The 15061-nt window shown below is 53.1% G+C and carries 18 protein-coding genes, 1 tRNA gene and 4 pseudogenes; 8 read left to right on the top strand and 15 right to left on the bottom strand.

The features are described from left to right. Positions 1-412: 412 nt before the first annotated feature. A pseudogene (locus tag GHO25_RS12705) lies at positions 413-889 on the bottom strand (late control protein); the annotation flags it as partial. Between the two features lie 152 nt (positions 890-1041). Between GHO25_RS12705 and GHO25_RS12710 the strand changes: the two are divergent. Beyond that, positions 1042-1242 (top strand): BrnT family toxin, encoded by a 201-nt coding sequence (locus tag GHO25_RS12710; protein WP_256677218.1) that lies wholly within the window; start codon positions 1042-1044, stop codon positions 1240-1242. A 52-nt stretch (positions 1243-1294) separates the two neighbouring features. Further along, positions 1295-1597 carry a BrnA antitoxin family protein gene (locus tag GHO25_RS12715; protein ID WP_153390922.1) on the top strand — a complete coding sequence of 101 codons (303 nt, stop codon included), beginning with the start codon at positions 1295-1297 and terminating at the stop codon, positions 1595-1597. 3 nt (positions 1598-1600) lie between these two features. On the opposite strand, the gene GHO25_RS12720 is transcribed toward GHO25_RS12715, so the two are convergent. Beyond that, complete coding sequence (locus GHO25_RS12720; RefSeq protein WP_153390923.1) at positions 1601-1807, bottom strand: tail protein X; 207 nt, start codon at positions 1805-1807, stop codon at positions 1601-1603. Beyond that, positions 1782-1904 (bottom strand): annotated as a pseudogene (locus tag GHO25_RS12725) (phage tail protein); the annotation flags it as partial. The gene GHO25_RS12720 and the pseudogene GHO25_RS12725, both read right to left, overlap by 26 nt. A gap of 140 nt (positions 1905-2044) precedes the next feature. Between GHO25_RS12725 and GHO25_RS12730 the strand changes: the two are divergent. After that, positions 2045-3118 (top strand): RHS repeat-associated core domain-containing protein, encoded by a 1074-nt coding sequence (locus GHO25_RS12730; protein ID WP_153390924.1) that lies wholly within the window; start codon positions 2045-2047, stop codon positions 3116-3118. 14 nt (positions 3119-3132) lie between these two features. Here GHO25_RS12730 and GHO25_RS12735 read toward each other — a convergent pair whose 3' ends face one another. After that, on the bottom strand, positions 3133-3345 hold the full coding sequence (locus GHO25_RS12735) for a tail protein X (protein WP_153390929.1): 213 nt from the start codon (positions 3343-3345) through the stop codon (positions 3133-3135). Continuing rightward, a pseudogene (locus tag GHO25_RS12740) lies at positions 3326-3484 on the bottom strand (phage tail protein); the annotation flags it as partial. The gene GHO25_RS12735 and the pseudogene GHO25_RS12740, both read right to left, overlap by 20 nt. 20 nt (positions 3485-3504) lie before the next feature. Between GHO25_RS12740 and GHO25_RS12745 the strand changes: the two are divergent. After that, a pseudogene (locus GHO25_RS12745) lies at positions 3505-4081 on the top strand (tyrosine-type recombinase/integrase); the annotation flags it as partial. Between the two features lie 79 nt (positions 4082-4160). Here the strand turns inward: GHO25_RS12745 and GHO25_RS12750 are convergent. The 9 genes from GHO25_RS12750 to thrS form a co-directional block, all read right to left on the bottom strand. Next, positions 4161-4237, bottom strand: a tRNA-Pro gene (locus GHO25_RS12750). 89 nt (positions 4238-4326) lie between these two features. Next, a complete protein-coding gene (locus GHO25_RS12755; RefSeq protein WP_019829202.1) occupies positions 4327-4683 on the bottom strand; it encodes a MerR family transcriptional regulator in 357 nt (118 codons plus the stop codon). Then, positions 4664-4966, bottom strand: coding sequence for an integration host factor subunit alpha (gene ihfA / locus GHO25_RS12760; protein WP_002553164.1), 303 nt, complete (start codon positions 4964-4966; stop codon positions 4664-4666). The genes GHO25_RS12755 and ihfA overlap by 20 nt, the downstream gene beginning before the upstream one ends. A gap of 3 nt (positions 4967-4969) precedes the next feature. After that, positions 4970-7348 carry a phenylalanine--tRNA ligase subunit beta gene (pheT, locus tag GHO25_RS12765; RefSeq protein WP_153390925.1) on the bottom strand — a complete coding sequence of 793 codons (2379 nt, stop codon included), beginning with the start codon at positions 7346-7348 and terminating at the stop codon, positions 4970-4972. 26 nt (positions 7349-7374) lie between these two features. Next, complete coding sequence (gene pheS / locus GHO25_RS12770) at positions 7375-8391, bottom strand: phenylalanine--tRNA ligase subunit alpha (RefSeq protein ID WP_048369332.1); 1017 nt, start codon at positions 8389-8391, stop codon at positions 7375-7377. A gap of 107 nt (positions 8392-8498) precedes the next feature. Then, positions 8499-8855 (bottom strand): 50S ribosomal protein L20, encoded by a 357-nt coding sequence (gene rplT, locus GHO25_RS12775; protein WP_048369333.1) that lies wholly within the window; start codon positions 8853-8855, stop codon positions 8499-8501. 30 nt (positions 8856-8885) lie between these two features. After that, on the bottom strand, positions 8886-9080 hold the full coding sequence (rpmI, locus tag GHO25_RS12780; protein WP_002553160.1) for a 50S ribosomal protein L35: 195 nt from the start codon (positions 9078-9080) through the stop codon (positions 8886-8888). Between the two features lie 60 nt (positions 9081-9140). Then, the gene (gene infC / locus GHO25_RS12785) at positions 9141-9692 is read right to left on the bottom strand and encodes a translation initiation factor IF-3 (RefSeq protein ID WP_173430611.1); all 552 of its coding nucleotides are present in this window, start codon (positions 9690-9692) and stop codon (positions 9141-9143) included. After that, the gene (gene thrS, locus GHO25_RS12790; protein ID WP_153329768.1) at positions 9692-11614 is read right to left on the bottom strand and encodes a threonine--tRNA ligase; all 1923 of its coding nucleotides are present in this window, start codon (positions 11612-11614) and stop codon (positions 9692-9694) included. The genes infC and thrS overlap by 1 nt, the downstream gene beginning before the upstream one ends. A 361-nt stretch (positions 11615-11975) precedes the next feature. Between thrS and GHO25_RS12795 the strand changes: the two genes are divergently transcribed. Further along, positions 11976-12287 (top strand): hypothetical protein, encoded by a 312-nt coding sequence (locus GHO25_RS12795; protein ID WP_153329770.1) that lies wholly within the window; start codon positions 11976-11978, stop codon positions 12285-12287. A gap of 280 nt (positions 12288-12567) precedes the next feature. After that, a complete protein-coding gene (locus GHO25_RS12800) occupies positions 12568-12780 on the top strand; it encodes a cold-shock protein (protein ID WP_003179963.1) in 213 nt (70 codons plus the stop codon). Positions 12781-12850: 70 nt separating this feature from the next. On the opposite strand, the gene GHO25_RS12805 is transcribed toward GHO25_RS12800, so the two are convergent. After that, on the bottom strand, positions 12851-13162 hold the full coding sequence (locus GHO25_RS12805; protein WP_153336228.1) for an I78 family peptidase inhibitor: 312 nt from the start codon (positions 13160-13162) through the stop codon (positions 12851-12853). 313 nt (positions 13163-13475) lie between these two features. Here GHO25_RS12805 and GHO25_RS12810 point away from each other — a divergent pair, with 313 nt between their 5' ends. Both GHO25_RS12810 and GHO25_RS12815 read left to right on the top strand, forming a co-directional pair. Further along, positions 13476-13676, top strand: a complete 201-nt coding sequence (locus GHO25_RS12810; protein WP_048369338.1) for a hypothetical protein — start codon at positions 13476-13478, stop codon at positions 13674-13676. A gap of 304 nt (positions 13677-13980) precedes the next feature. Continuing rightward, on the top strand, positions 13981-15060 hold the full coding sequence (locus tag GHO25_RS12815; RefSeq protein WP_048369339.1) for an asparaginase: 1080 nt from the start codon (positions 13981-13983) through the stop codon (positions 15058-15060). Position 15061: the final 1 nt, after the last annotated feature.

Here is a 15061-nt window from a genome sequence, read left to right on the forward strand (position 1 = left end):
AACGATGAGCGTGAGCGTGATTCCAATAAATCACAAACAGCGGTCAGTCCTTGATCTTGTGTCAAGGCCTGCAACCGGGCAAATCGCCGCCGCGGGTCACCCCGTCCCCCACCGATGCGTTGGAGGTGGTGATCAACCTCAACCATGCGCCTGCGGGTTTGGATTTATGCAGAGCGTATACGTCCAACCGCACGGTCAATCAGGCCTGCCGGCCGGTAGAGCCCCATTTGCAGGGTGTGCTTTCGGCTGCCGCAACAGCATTGCGTGCAGATGCCGCTGAGAAATATCGACAACGGACAAGGCCAAAGGCGACACCCTCCTCTACCAGCAAAACTCCGCCAGGATTTGTCGAAAACTCTTACACATTCAGCGCTGCGTACTTGTTTGAGCAGATGCCATCTGGGATTTGGAGATAACGGTGTCTGAACTGGGCACCTGTGTTGAAGTCTGACTCGCTCAGTTGATCAGCCCGGGGCACTTCGGTCGTCACCGGGCAGATGGGCAACCAGCCATTTCGCACTGCCACGTCATTGACGATGCTGCCCAGGCTGACACTTTCCCAACTGCCACTTCGTGTGGTTTTTCCGCTGCCGCGCATGTCGCTGGCTTTGCCTCGGATCACCAAGGTATCGGGCGGGCCTGACAACTCGACTTCATCCACGGTGTAACGTCCTAACCGGGTCAGCGCTGTGCCGATGTAGCCGAGGAAAATTTCGATGCTGGCCCCACGATTTGGCAGGGAGACGGCGCTGTCGCGGTCATCGATGCGCAGTTCAAAGTCGTCGGACTCCATTCCGGGTTTGTCAGTGGTGCGCAGCAATAGCAGGCTGTCATTGATCAACGACGTGATGTCGGCGCCGTCTGCGACGATGCGAAAGGTGGGGGTCATAAATACTCCAAATTAGAAAATTCCCACACAAAACACAGAATCAGGGAAGGTTTAAAAAAAGCCCAAACAGGCTAGTTTCGCCGCTCGCCTTCTGTCTGCTTGCTGCCACAGTCGCCTTGCCCGCTTATTTATTTGTGAGTACGATAAAATCAATGATCGTTTTCGACGATGCTAAGCGTCAAGCCAACCTTGCCAAGCATGGTCTTGACTTGGCAGATGCTGGCTTGGTGTACGACGCACCGAACAAGATCACACTCTGCTCGCCTCGACAGGATGAAGATCGGTTGCTGGACATCGCTATGGTCGAGGTTATGGGGGTTGTTCTGGTGCTGGTTTACGTGGAACGCGACTAGGATGTTCGAGCTATCTCATTGCGCCGCGCTTCAAAACAGGAGAGAAAACACTATGCAAACCTTCAGCAAGACTGATTGGGAACGTGTCCAGCGTGAAGCCGCTGCCGATGAGCCTGTAACGCCAGAAACTGGTGAGTTGTATGACCCCAATGATCCGGCAGCCGTTGATGCGTTCTTTGCTCAAGCAACTGTTCGTCGTCGAGGCGAACGCGGACCACAAAAAGCTCCGCTCAAAGAGCGGGTCACGTTGCGGCTTTCTCCAGAAGTGGTGGACTACTTCAAAGCGGGTGGTAGCGGCTGGCAAACTCGCTTGGATCAAGCACTGCAACAGTATGTGCAAAAGCACCAGAGCTAAGAGTCACCCCCACAACATCACCCCCTCCTCACTCGCCCCCACCACATCCGGCATGTGAATCACCACCCCGGCCCGATACGGTTGCACCTCATAAGCCAGCCCTTGGTTGGCATCGAGCCCGGCTTCGACTGTGCCGTTGAGATGGCCGTAGTAATTTTGGCAGAGGGTGTCGAGCACGTCGCCGCTAGCGGTTCTGCAGGTCGTCGCCATAGCGCACAAACTCCAAGGTAGAGCCCTGTTTACGGGGGATGCCGCCTTGCAGGAAGGCGGTTTGTTCTTCTTCGATGTTTTTTAAACACCAGTTGCCCTGTGCATGACGAAGCACTTAAAAACTCGCCAAGTAATGACTATGCCAAGCCTCTTCACCTATCACATCTGCTAGGTATACAACCACCAAACTCCCTGATAAACACTAGAAGCACAGCATCTTCAAACAGGTCTTAATGTATGCCAAATCTTCTTTGTTACTATCAGTACGATCCGCTTGATCGATTAATTGGATCAAACCAAAATAAACATTCAAACAGACAATATTTCTATCAAGAAAACCGTCTAACATTACACTTACACAACAAGGTGCTAACGAGTATCTTCCGCTACGGAAACTTACCTCTCGCACAAAAAAATACCTCCCAACATACGACAGACTTATTTATTAACGACAACCACAATTCAACATTACACACCACCAGCCCCGACATTAGCAGAACCTTCTCTTATACTTGCCATGGCTACAACACACACCTAACAAATTCAAATTGCTTACTAGAGTTCAGTGGAGAACACAGAGACTTCTTTACTCAACACTACATTTTAGGTAACGGCCACCGTGCCTACAGCCCAGTATTGATGCGTTTCAACACACCCGACAACTTAAGTCCATTTGACAAGGGCGGGTTAAATGCATACGCCTATTGTTTAAACGATCCAATTAATCGTAGCGATCCTAGTGGTGCAGCTTCCTTACTGGACCGAGTGCTGCGCTATCTCCCCATATTCAGAAGAAACAGAACGCCTATTCAATACAAAGCAATTGGCGCTACGCGTATAAAAAAAACATCCTCACTTATTGATCATGATGCCGATCCTTTTTATGATATCGCCGCAGATGTTATTCTGAAGGGTAATCTAGCGCTCAAACGCACTACAATCACAGTCCCAAAAACCGCAGATGATCTCAGCATACTAAATCAGCCAAACACAACCCACAAATACGTGCTCAACAAAAATAACGACTTAGCGATAGCTTCCTACCCTAAGGGAGACCCAGCGATAGCACCCTCACATCCGAGCATCACAAGATACATCTCAAATAAGTTAGGGCTGAACAATGATGTAATCAGCGCTGGCTACATAGTCAACACCAGTAACGGATACATGGTTACCAACCACTCAGGCCACTACAGACCTAAAGCCAAACACACATCTCTTACAACTTTAAAACTAAAAAGTTTGGGCGCCCAAGCATTTTCTAAAAGCTTCGATTTGGCGCAGGAGATTAAGGTCGTGAGGGGAGCTTAGTGTAAAGATACTATTCAACCCCACAACATCACCCCCTCCTCACTCGCTCCCACCACATCCGGCAAGTGAATCACCACCCCGGCCCGATACGGCTGCACCTCATCTGCCAACCCTTGGTTGGCATCGAGCACGGCTTCGACTGTGCCGTTGAGGTGGCCGTAGTAGTTTTGGCAGAGGGTGTCGAGCTCGTCGACGCTAGCGGTTCTGCAGGTCGTCGCCGTAGCCAGTGGTCAGGCCTAGTGGCTGGAGCTTGGCGCCGATGCTGCGCAGGGTGTCGAGTTGTTTGAGGCCGCCTTTAAAACCGGGGTAGATAGCGCCTTTGAGGGTGATGCATTCGCTGCCCATGCCGATGGCTTGTTGGTTTGGTCCGCTGGTAAATGGAGACTATGCTCAAGGTTAAAATCAGGTGTTGGGTGCAGGAAATCTGCAAGACTCAATGGTATTGGGAGATTGCGGTGGTGGATTTGGTTACCGTGCTTTTTTGACTCCACTCGAACTCTCTGGTCGAAAGTTAAGAACCGGGATAAACGCTTGGTGGTGTCCCGCACCGTGACCAAGTCGGTCATTGAGAAGCAGCGAGGCCAGCACAAGCTGTACGTCCTCCCTTTCGGCAAGCCAGACGGCGATGGGGACGAAACAATGGTTCACCGCATGAATGACGCAGCCTGGAAGAAGGCCAGGGTCAGGGCGGCGAAGAAATGGCAGGAGAAGTATTTGCGGCCAGCACATGATGGCTTTTCCAGAATCCGCATTCACGACCTGAAGCACACCTTTGGCAGAAGGCTGCGTGCAGCAGGCGTGACTGAGGAGGATTGCAAAGCATTGCTAGGACATAAGAACGGAAGCATCACCAGTCATTACTCAGCGGCAGAGCTGGATCAACTGATTGAGGCTGCATACAAGGTATCAGTAACCGACTCGCGCGGGTCGGTACTGACAATTCTGAAGAGGAAGCAGGCGTGAAATTTGGAGAAGTCACGCAAAAGTCCCCACACATGAAAAAGCCCAACTCGCGAAAGTTGGGCTAAGTCATTGAATAATATGGTCGGGACGGAGTGATTCGAACACTCGACCCCTAGCACCCCATGCTAGTGCGCTACCGGACTGCGCTACGCCCCGACTAGGCGTTACATCTGTGTTGCGTGTTGCTAGAACGTCGAGAAATATACCTTAAGCTTTTGAAATACGAAAGTATTTTAAATGCAGGTTTATTTGCGAAGTACCAGTAAAACGTCTTCCAATTCGGAGATCGTTTGGCGGATCAGTTGTTTGTATTGCGTGGTGTCGTCTTTGGCTTCATCGCCTGACAGACGCAGACGAGCGCCGCCGATGGTGAAACCTTGGTCGTACAGCAGCGCGCGAATTTGCCGGATCATCAGCACGTCCTGGCGCTGATAATACCGGCGGTTTCCGCGACGCTTTACGGGGTTGAGTTGAGGAAACTCTTGCTCCCAATAGCGCAGCACATGCGGTTTTACCGCACAGAGCTCGCTAACTTCGCCAATGGCGAAGTAGCGTTTGCCTGGGATCGGCGGGAGCTCGTCGTTATGACTTGGTTCCAGCATAGGCCTCTACTCGGGCTTTCAACTTCTGCCCTGGACGAAAGGTGACCACACGGCGAGCCGTGATCGGGATTTCCTCTCCCGTTTTCGGATTGCGGCCAGGCCGCTGTCGCTTGTCACGCAAGTCAAAATTGCCAAAACCTGACAATTTGACCTGTTCATTGTCTTCAAGAGCGTGCCTGATTTCTTCGAAAAACAGCTCAACCAATTCTTTGGCTTCGCGTTTATTCAGGCCCAGCTCTTCATAAAGACGTTCCGCCATTTCAGCTTTCGTCAGAGCCCCCATACGTCACTTCCTTAACGTGGCGTTCAACCTGTTTTCGAGCGAGGTGAGGATATTTTGTGTCGTGGTGTTCACCTCATCGTCATTAAGAGTGCGCGATGGATGCTGCCAGGTCAAGCCAACTGCAAGGCTTTTTCTAAGCGGATCAATACCTTTACCCTGGTAAACGTCAAATAGCCTTAGGTCTGTGAGCCATTCGCCTGCATTTTCACGGATTACATTCAGCACGTCGCTGGCTGCAACGTCACGATCGGCCAACAGCGCCAGGTCACGACGGACTTCCGGGAAACGCGACAGTTCGTGGAATTTAGGCATTTTGCCCGAAGCCACTTCTGCCAATACCAGCTCAAACAGGAACACTGGACGATCCAGGCCCAAGGTTTTAGCCAGCTCAGGGTGGATCGCACCGACGTAGCCTACTTCACGGCCATCGCGCTCAATGCGAGCGGTTTGACCAGGGTGCAGAGCTGGATGGCTACCCACTACGAAGGTGAAGTCATCAAGCGCGCCAGCAAAACCCAGCACAGCCTCTACGTCAGCCTTGACGTCAAAGAAGTCGACTACATCGCGACCTTGCGCCCAGCCTTCCGGCAGACGGGTACCGCATACAACGCCAGCCAGCATCGGCTCTTGTTTCAAGCCTTCCAGTTGCCCTACAAACCGCAGGCCACTTTCGAAAAGACGAACGCGGTCTTGCTGACGATTGAGGTTGTGCTGCAAGGACTTAACCAGGCCCGGCCACAGGGAAGCACGCATGGCCGCCATGTCGTTGGAGATCGGATTGGCCAGCAACAGAGGCTCAACACCCGGGCTGAACAATTCGAACTGCTTCGGATCGATAAAACTGTAAGTAATTGCTTCCTGATAGCCGCGCGCGACTAACAGACGACGCAATTCTGGCAGTTCGCTACGCGCTTCAGCTTTCGCTTGTGGCGCAAGGCGAGCTTGCGGATAACGAACCGGAAGACGGTTGTAACCATAAAGACGGGCCAGCTCTTCGATCAAATCAACTTCAAGGCTGATATCGAAACGATGGCTTGGCACTTCTACGCGCCACTGCCCTGCCCCGTCGGCGGAGATGGTCAGGCCCAAAGCGCTGAGCAAACGCTCGACTTCAGCAGAGTCCATTTCCAGACCCAGCATTTGGGTGATACGCGCAGCACGCAGGGTGATCGGCGCAATGGATGGCAGGTATTGCTCGTTGACGGTTTCAACGATTGGACCCGCTTCACCGCCGGTGATTTCCAGCAGCAAGCCTGTGGCCCGCTCCATCGCTTCACGTGCCAGTTTCCAGTCCACGCCACGCTCGTAACGATGCGAAGCGTCAGTGTGCAATCCGTAAGAACGCGCTTTGCCTGCAACAGCAATTTGATCGAAAAATGCGCTTTCGAGGAACACGTCGCGGGTCGTTGCCGAGACACCACTGTGCTCACCACCCATGACACCGGCAATTGCCAATGCGCGGGAGTGGTCCGCGATCACCAGCGTATCGCTACGCAGGGCGACTTCCTGACCATCAAGCAGAACCAGCTTCTCGCCTTCTTCTGCCATGCGCACGCGAATGCCGCCATTGATCTCGGCGAGATCGAATGCGTGCAACGGTTGACCCAGCTCCAGCATCACGTAGTTGGTGATATCGACAGCAGCGTCGATACTACGCACGTCTGCACGACGCAGGCGCTCAACCATCCACAGCGGCGTAGGACGGGACAGATCTACGTTACGGATGACACGCCCCAGATAACGCGGGCACGCAGCAGGCGCAAGCACTTCAACAGGGCGGACTTCATCGTGCACGGCTGCAACAGCAGCGACCACAGGACGTTTCACCTCGGCTGCGTACAGCGCACCCACTTCCCGAGCCAGGCCCGCCAGCGACAGGCAGTCACCGCGGTTAGGGGTCAAGTCAACTTCAATGCTGGCGTCTTCCAGGTCCAGATAGACGCGAAAATCTTCGCCTACCGGCGCATCGACTGGCAATTCCATCAAGCCGTCATTGCCTTCGCCAACCTGCAACTCAGCTTGCGAGCACAGCATGCCGTTGGACTCAACGCCCCGCAGCTTGGCTTTCTTGATTTTGAAATCGCCTGGCAGTTCGGCACCAATCATGGCGAACGGGATCTTCAGGCCTGGGCGCACATTGGGTGCACCACACACAACCTGAAACGTCTCGGCGCCATTGCTGACCTGGCACACGCGCAATTTATCGGCGTCGGGGTGCTGTTCGGTGCTGAGCACCTCACCCACAACAACACCGCTGAAAACACCGGCGGCCGGCGTAACGCTATCGACCTCAAGACCGGCCATCGACAAACGAGCAACCAGTTCGTCGCGACCTACCTGCGGGTTAACCCAACCACGCAGCCATTGTTCACTGAATTTCATCCTGCTCTCCTAAGAATTCGTTACGACTAGCGAAATTGCGCGAGGAACCGCAAGTCGTTATCGAAGAACAGACGCAAGTCGTTCACGCCGTAACGCAGCATGGCCAGACGCTCAACGCCCATGCCGAAAGCAAAGCCCGAGAACTCTTCCGGGTCGATTCCAGACATGCGCAACACGTTTGGATGCACCATGCCGCAGCCCATGACTTCAAGCCAGCCGGTCTGTTTGCAGACACGGCAGCCCTTGCCGCTGCACATCACACATTCCATATCCACTTCGGCCGAAGGCTCAGTGAACGGGAAGTACGACGGACGGAAGCGCACGGCCAATTCTTTTTCGAAGAAGACCCGCAGGAACTCTTCGATGGTCCCTTTCAGGTCCGCAAAGTTGATATCGCGATCAACCAGCAGGCCTTCGACCTGGTGGAACATCGGCGAGTGAGTGATATCGGAGTCGCTACGGTACACACGGCCTGGGCAGACGATGCGTATCGGCGGCTGCTGCGATTCCATGGTGCGGACCTGTACCGGCGAGGTATGGGTGCGCAACAGCATGTTCGCGTTGAAATAGAAGGTGTCATGCATCGACCGGGCCGGGTGATGGCCTGGGATGTTGAGCGCCTCGAAGTTGTGATAGTCGTCTTCGACCTCAGGGCCTTCGGCAATGCCGTAGCCAATGTGAGTGAAGAACTGTTCGATACGTTCCAGAGTCCGGGTAACCGGATGCAGACCGCCGGAGGTCTGGCCACGGCCAGGCAGAGTCACATCAATAGACTCGGCAGACAGTTTGGCGGCCAGTTCAGCCTCCTCAAACAGTGCCTTGCGCGTATTGAGAACCTCTGTGACACGTTCCTTGGCAACGTTGATCAGGGCCCCCACTTGTGGGCGCTCTTCTGCCGGCAAATTCCCCAGGGTCTTCATCACCTGAGTCAATTCACCTTTTTTGCCAAGGTATTGAACCCGGATTTGCTCCAGGGCATTGATATCTTCAGCGCTTTGCACAGCCTCTAGTGCTTGAGAGACCAGCGCATCCAGGTTTTCCATGTACAGACTCCAGATACAAAATAGGGGAAGAGCTTGAAGGCTCTTCCCCTATTTAAGACGTTTAGCGCTTACGCCCACACAGTGAGCGCAAGAACTGTCGGGGGTACTTAAGCCAAGGTGGCTTTAGCTTTCTCGACAATCGCAGCAAACGCCGCTTTTTCGTTCACTGCCAGATCAGACAGAACCTTACGGTCGATCTCGATGGAAGCTTTTTTCAGGCCAGCGATCAGACGGCTGTAAGACAGACCGTTGATACGAGCACCAGCGTTGATACGAGCGATCCACAGAGCGCGGAACTGACGTTTTTTCTGACGACGGTCACGGTAGGCGTATTGGCCTGCCTTGATTACCGCTTGCTTGGCAACACGGAATACGCGCGAACGTGCACCGTAGTAGCCTTTAGCAAGTTTCAGAATTTTTTTGTGACGTTTACGGGCAATGACGCCACGCTTTACACGAGCCATGAGTTACTTCCTCTAGTCTTGATCCAAAAATTAACGAAGGCGCAGCATGCGCTCGACTTTTGCCACGTCAGACGGATGCAGCAAGCTGCTACCGCGCAGTTGACGCTTACGCTTGGTCGACATTTTGGTCAGGATGTGGCTCTTGAAAGCGTGCTTGTGCTTGATACCGTTTGCAGTTTTCAGAAACCGCTTAGCAGCACCACTTTTAGTCTTCATCTTTGGCATGTTCGGATACTCCGCATTCAGTTGATAAACATAACCGCAAGGCCTGCCGTGCCCTGGTGGTTACTTCTTCTTTTTCGGGGCGATGACCATAATCAGTTGGCGTCCTTCCATCTTAGGATGCTGTTCGACGGTCCCGTATTCGGCAAGGTCAGCTTCAACCCGCTTCAACAGTTCCATACCCAGCTCCTGGTGGGCCATCTCACGGCCGCGGAATCGTAATGACACCTTGGCCCTGTCCCCATCACTCAGGAAACGTACCAGGTTGCGCAGTTTTACCTGGTAATCCCCTTCCTCCGTCCCTGGACGAAACTTGATTTCTTTTACTTGAATCTGCTTCTGGTTCTTCTTCGCCGCAGCAATCTGCTTCTTCTTCTCGAAGATCGACTTGCCGTAGTCCATCACCCGGCAAACAGGCGGGACTGCGTCCGCTGAGATTTCTACCAGGTCCAGCTTGGACTCTTCAGCGATACGAAGCGCTTCATCAATCGAGACGATGCCAATCTGCTCGCCGTCAGCGCCAATTAACCGAACCTCGCGTGCCGAGATATTCTCGTTGATCGGGGCTTTCGGTGCAGCTCGTTTATCTTGTCTCATTTCACGCTTAATAATAATTACTCCGAATCTGGGCGACCACGCCGGGAAACCGCTTGCGCGAGGAACTCAGCGAACTGGGCGACGGGCATCGAGCCCAGGTCAGCACCTTCACGAGTACGCACAGCGACAGTCTGCATCTCGACTTCCCGATCTCCGATAACCAAAAGATAGGGAACCTTGAGCAAAGTATGCTCGCGGATTTTAAAGCCGATCTTTTCATTTCTCAAGTCAGACTTGGCACGAAATCCGCTCTGATTGAGAGTTTTTTCAACTTCGGCGGCAAATTCTGCCTGTTTATCAGTGATATTCATGATCACTGCCTGAGTTGGCGCCAGCCACGCAGGGAACGCACCTTCGTAATGCTCGATCAAAATACCGACAAAGCGTTCGAACGATCCGAGGATCGCGCGGTGCAGCATAACGGGATGCTTGCGACTGTTGTCTTCGGACACATATTCAGCGCCAAGACGGATCGGCAGGTTGAAATCGAGCTGTAAGGTACCACACTGCCAGACACGACCGAGACAATCTTTTAGCGAGAACTCGATCTTCGGACCGTAGAATGCACCTTCACCCGGCTGCAGATCATACGCCAGACCCGCGCTATCAAGCGCTGAAGCCAATGCACTTTCAGCACGATCCCACAACTCGTCGGAACCTACACGCTTCTCAGGGCGAGTCGACAGCTTGAGCTCGATGTCTTTAAAGCCGAAGTCTGCGTACACATCCAGAGTCAGCTTGATGAAAGCGGCGGACTCGGCCTGCATCTGCTCTTCAGTGCAGAAAATATGCGCATCATCCTGAGTAAACGCACGAACACGCATGATGCCGTGCAAGGCACCCGACGGCTCGTTACGGTGGCAAGCACCGAACTCAGCCAGACGCAGTGGCAACTCACGGTAGCTCTTCAGCCCCTGGTTGAACACTTGCACGTGGCAAGGGCAGTTCATCGGCTTGATCGCGTAGTCGCGGCTTTCCGACTCAGTGGTGAACATGTTTTCAGCGTAGTTAGCCCAGTGACCGGACTTTTCCCACAGGCTGCGATCCACTACCTGAGGAGTCTTGATCTCAAGGTAGCCATTGTCGCGCTGTACTTTGCGCATGTACTGCTCAAGCACTTGATACAGCGTCCAGCCATTCGGGTGCCAGAACACCATGCCCGGCGCTTCTTCTTGAGTGTGGAACAAGCCCAGACGCTTACCGATTTTACGGTGATCGCGTTTTTCGGCTTCTTCAATACGCAGAACGTAAGCAGCCAGCTGCTTTTTGTCGGCCCAGGCCGTGCCATAAATACGCTGCAGTTGCTCGTTTTTGGCATCGCCACGCCAGTAGGCGCCCGACAGCTTGGTCAATTTGAACGATTTCAGAAAACGCGTATTCGGGACGTGAGGTCCGCGGCACATATCAACGTATTCTTCATGGAAGTACAGACCCATGGCCTGTTCGTTCGGCATGTCTTCGATCAGACGCAGCTTGTAGTCTTCGCCGCGCTCGGCAAACAGCTCGATCACTTCAGCACGCGGCGTCACTTTCTTGATGACGTCGTAATCTTTTTCGATCAGTTGCTGCATCCGCTGCTCGATAGCCGCCATGTCATCCGGAGTGAACGGACGCTCAAAGGCGATATCGTAGTAAAAACCTTCGTCAATAACAGGACCGATCACCATTTTGGCGGTCGGGTACAACTGCTTGACTGCGTGACCGACCAAGTGAGCGCAAGAGTGACGAATGATCTCCAGCCCCTCTTCATCCTTGGGCGTAATGATTTGCAAGGTGGAGTCATGCTCGATCAGGTCGCAGGCATCAACCAGCTTGCCGTTGACTTTGCCGGCCACGGTGGCCTTGGCCAAGCCTGCACCAATGGAAGCAGCGACCTCGGACACAGAGACCGGATGATCGAATGAACGTTGACTGCCGTCGGGAAGAGTAATAGTTGGCATGGCGCCTCCTCTCCTAGTGGTGACCCCTACCAAAGGTCACGTGGGTTGGGATGAGCCAGTACGCGATTCGGTGGTGTACCTGCCTCACAGTGGCAGGAGCCTTGCGGCCAACCGGAAACCGAACCAGAGTGACTGGAATTCAAATCAAAAGTTTATGGCGTTGTCGGGCGGCCCAAGAGCTCACCCTCACACAAATCAGCCAAGGGCGGCATGCTAACACAGATGCCTGAGCCTCGCCCCTCCCTCTTTTTTTACGTAAAAAACAGCCAGCGGATTTTGCGAAATGATGAACTTGAGCTTAATTAGTGCCTCAGATAGTGAGTGACACCATTTCAGATTCAACGATCGCAAGGAGCATCACATGCGCATGACTCATCTTTTGGCTTTCGCCGCACCACTGGCACTGTTGTTGCCACTGAGCGCCCAGGCTGCCTGGCCCAAAGACTTGAAAGCTCAATACACGGCCCAGTGCGTGCCCGCAGCTGCAAAAACCATCGGCGACAAGGCTGCCAAAGCGCACTGCGCATGTGGCGCCGACAAAATCGAAAAGAACTTCACCACGGCTCAAATCAAAGAACTGATGAGCCCGGAAGGCGCAAAAAACCCCCAACTGCAGCAGGACGCCTTGAATGCAATCGCGCAGTGCAAAGCACGCCCTCAACCCAAGAAATAGGGTTTAGCAAGGCAATAAACAAGGTGAAAACGGCCCAAATGCAGTTTTGAACTAAAAAATACGCCTCATTAGTTGCTTTTTTTTAAGTCCGTTTTCGCCCTGAAAGCCCCATAAAACGGGGCCCCAAGGCTTTTTTAGCGCCAGACAAAAGCTAACAATGCTGCAAACTACAGCTCAGGGGGGGTCCCAAAGCGCACATTTCGACTATGATAGCCAAGTGTGCCCAGTTGGCCTGAGCAGCACAGTACTACTGAAAATATAAGTTTCTTGGAGATACACCATGTCTAATCGCCAAACCGGCACCGTAAAATGGTTCAACGATGAAAAAGGCTTCGGCTTCATCACTCCTCAAGGTGGCGGTGACGACCTGTTCGTACACTTCAAAGCTATCGAAAGCGACGGTTTCAAAAGCCTGAAAGAAGGCCAAACCGTTTCCTTCGTGGCTGAGAAAGGCCAAAAGGGTATGCAAGCTGCACAGGTTCGTCCGGAGTAAATCTCCCGCGAACTAAAAAACCCCGTCCATGTGACGGGGTTTTTTATGCCTGAAACTCGGCTACATGCCGTTAGCCGCAGTTAACGCGGGTAATGACAGCGTTGTCATCGGCATTCAGGTTCAAACGATCAGAACGGTACTCAAGGGTGATCATGTCGTGCGGCGACAAGATCCGTGCAGTCTGCGCGCCAGCCTTGATACGGGCTTGCTCCAGCAGGCTTGCAGAGGCTTTTTGGCCAATCGCAAAATCGGCAGCTTTGGCATCGCAACGCGTATGCCCAGTGTCAGCAACAGGCTCTTTCACAGCATCGTGCGTGCTGCTGCACCCAGACAGCACTGCGACTGCCAACAATGAACCCAATGATGCTAGCTTCCAGGACATGAAGCCTCCTTAAGATAAATAGTCAGAACCCTTGCGACAGCGTTTGCGCATATAGGTTGCATGTGGACTGATCGCATTTTCAGATCAGGCCTACAGTCGCAAGAGTTTGCCCGACTGAATAACGACTGCGCACGCCTAATCGTGACGAAATATGTACGAGCCATAAACCGTCATCCATTCAGGCATATCCGCCGTGGCTACGAGCAAAGGTGGATAAGTCAGCAGCGAGCGACATGAATAATTTCACCATTCTGATCGTCTCGAGATGACATTTTGCTAAAATCGCGTTTTTGAAACCCCTCATGAGATACCCATGACAACAGTCAGCATCGATGCAGATATCAAAGCCAAGTGGCCACAAGGGCAATGCTCTTATAGCCCAGGCAGCCCGGAAGAGCTGGCCATCATCGGCATTGATCTTCTAGTCAAAGAGCTGGGCACAGAGGCTGCAAGAGCGTTTGTTAGCCAAGTGTTTGAAAAATACAAACCTGCTGACAGCCCAAAATCAATCTGAGCTCCCCCTCCTCGCGCCCTCCAAAAGCATCGCCAAACTCCGTTTTGGTAGATCGCCACTCTGCATTTCAAAACACTGTAAGCAGTCGAATCCCCGAACAGACAACACCTCGAATGTTCGGGATTCCGTCACTGCGCATAAAACCAAATAAAAATTTCAAAATATCTCCTTACAAAACAACAAGTTACAAAAATACAAATTGGCACTGATAGTGGCATGGAGTGTGCTGCCCTTCCATCGGCTCATGCCTTTGCAATGACGTGCGCCGCGCCAATCTGCGCGCTTACTAATAAGAGAGAGAACAATGAAAACAGCAGTCTTGAAATCAATTATTCCGGGCGCCCTGGCCCTTCTTCTGGCCATGCCGGCAGCTCAGGCTCAAGAAGCCGCCGCCAAACCTAACGTGGTCATTCTGGCAACCGGCGGCACCATTGCAGGCGCAGGCGCCAGCGCAGCCAACAGCGCAACTTACACCGCAGCCAAAGTGGGCATCGACCAACTGATTGCGGGTGTTCCTGAGTTGAGCCAATTGGCAAACGTGCGTGGCGAGCAAGTCATGCAAATTGCCTCCGAAAGCATCACCAACGACAACTTGCTGCAATTGGGGCGCCGGGTTGCTGAGCTGGCAGACAGCAAAGATGTCGACGGAATTGTGATCACCCACGGCACCGACACCCTGGAAGAGACTGCCTACTTCCTCAACCTGGTTGAAAAAACCGACAAGCCAATTATCGTCGTTGGTTCCATGCGCCCAGGCACTGCAATGTCCGCTGACGGCATGCTCAACCTGTACAACGCGGTAGCGGTAGCCGGCAGCAAAGAAGCTCGCGGCAAAGGCGTACTGGTGACCATGAACGATGAAATCCAGTCGGGTCGGGATGTCAGCAAAATGATGAACATCAAGACTGAAGCATTCAAAAGCCCTTGGGGCCCGCTGGGCATGGTGGTTGAAGGCAAATCCTACTGGTTCCGCTTGCCGGCCAAGCGTCACACCATGGACTCTGAATTCGACATCAAAAACATCAAGTCCCTGCCTAATGTCGGCATCGCCTACTCCTATGGCAACGTAGACGACACCGCTTACAAAGCACTGGCACAAAACGGCGCCAAAGCGATCATCCACGTGGGCACCGGCAATGGCTCGGTATCGTCTCGCGTCGTCCCGACCCTGCAAGAACTGCGCAAAGATGGCGTGCAAATCATTCGTTCTTCCCACGTAAACAACGGCGGGTTCGTACTGCGCAACGCAGAACAGCCAGACGACAAATATGACTGGGTTGTCGCTCACGATCTTAACCCACAAAAAGCCCGCATCCTGGCCATGGTCGCCCTGACCAAAACCCAAGACAGCAAAGAGCTGCAGCGGATGTTCTGGGAATACTAAA

This window comes from Pseudomonas sp. FSL R10-1350 (genome assembly GCF_009600525.1).
GTDB classification, from domain to species: Bacteria; Pseudomonadota; Gammaproteobacteria; order Pseudomonadales; family Pseudomonadaceae; genus Aquipseudomonas; species Aquipseudomonas helleri.